Raw genomic sequence first — 1,348 nt, 5'->3', positions numbered from 1 at the left:
AATGAGATGGTCACTCCCTCCTTCCCGGTACTATGCTGAGGACAGGCTTTCATTCGGAGAACTATCATGGAAAACATTGCGCTCATTGGTATCGATCTGGGTAAAAACTCTTTCCATATTCATTGCCAGGATCGTCGCGGGAAGGCTGTTTACCGTAAAAAATTTACCCGGCCAAAGTTGATCGAATTTTTGGCGACATGCCCCGCTACAACCATCGCAATGGAAGCCTGTGGCGGTTCTCACTTTATGGCACGCAAGTTGGAAGAGTTGGGGCATTCCCCAAAGCTGATATCACCACAATTTGTCCGCCCGTTCGTTAAAAGCAATAAAAACGACTTTGTCGACGCCGAAGCTATTTGTGAAGCTGCATCGCGTCCGTCTATGCGTTTTGTGCAGCCCAGAACGGAATCTCAGCAGGCAATGCGGGCTCTGCATCGTGTCCGTGAATCCCTGGTTCAGGATAAGGTAAAAACAACCAATCAAATGCATGCTTTTCTGCTGGAATTTGGCATTAGCGTTCCCCGAGGAGCTGCCGTTATTAGCCGACTGAGTACCATTCTTGAGGATAATAGTTTGCCTCTTTACCTCAGCCAGTTATTGCTGAAATTACAACAGCATTATCACTATCTTGTTGAGCAGATTAAAGATTTGGAATCCCAGTTGAAACGAAAGTTGGACGAAGATGAGGTTGGACAGCGCTTGCTGAGCATTCCCTGCGTCGGAACACTGACAGCGAGTACTATTTCAACTGAGATTGGCGACGGGAAGCAGTACGCCAGCAGCCGTGACTTTGCGGCGGCAACAGGGCTTGTACCTCGGCAGTACAGCACGGGAGGTAGGACGACATTGCTGGGAATTAGTAAGCGAGGTAATAAAAAGATCCGAACTTTGTTGGTTCAATGTGCCAGGGTATTCATACAAAAACTGGAACACCAGTCTGGCAAATTGGCCGATTGGGTCAGGGATTTACTGTGCCGGAAAAGCAACTTTGTCGTCACTTGTGCTCTGGCAAACAAGCTGGCCAGAATAGCCTGGGCCCTAACGGCACGACAGCAAACTTATGTAGCATAACGGCAGAAATACACCGGTTTAAAGAATTACTGATCTGGTTTTGCGAATACTGATATTGATGATACTAACGGCCCACCGGCCTGTTGAGGAACCTGTAAAACGGAAAGGCTCATTGAAGCCGTATATTTTCTGGAGGTTCATCAGGCGCGGAACTCATCAAGGCGCGGGAATAAAATCCCATTCAGACGCCGGATAGATTCAAGCAAGCCAACTTGTCGTCAAAATCGGTGTTGCAAAAACGGGAGTGACCATAGATTCCGTTTTCCAAGCGGACCCC

At 48.1% G+C, this 1,348-nt stretch carries 1 protein-coding gene; it reads left to right on the top strand.

The genetic code is table 11. The features are described from left to right. Positions 1-66 precede the first annotated feature (66 nt). Entirely contained in the window at positions 67-1,071 is a 1,005-nt protein-coding gene (locus tag KCR01S_RS23570; RefSeq protein WP_000427623.1) for an IS110-like element IS4321 family transposase, read from the top strand. Positions 1,072-1,348: the final 277 nt, after the last annotated feature.

It is taken from the genome of Kluyvera cryocrescens NBRC 102467, from assembly GCF_001571285.1.
Taxonomy (GTDB): Bacteria; Pseudomonadota; Gammaproteobacteria; order Enterobacterales; family Enterobacteriaceae; genus Kluyvera; species Kluyvera cryocrescens.
Note: the sequence above shows the minus strand (reverse complement) of the source record. Positions and strands in the feature narration are given on the sequence as shown.

Bases quoted from the DNA above. Each gene is read 5' to 3' on its own strand.
- KCR01S_RS23570 (WP_000427623.1), top strand. From the start codon at position 67: ATGGAAAACATTGCGCTCATTGGTATCGATCTGGGTAAAAACTCTTTC.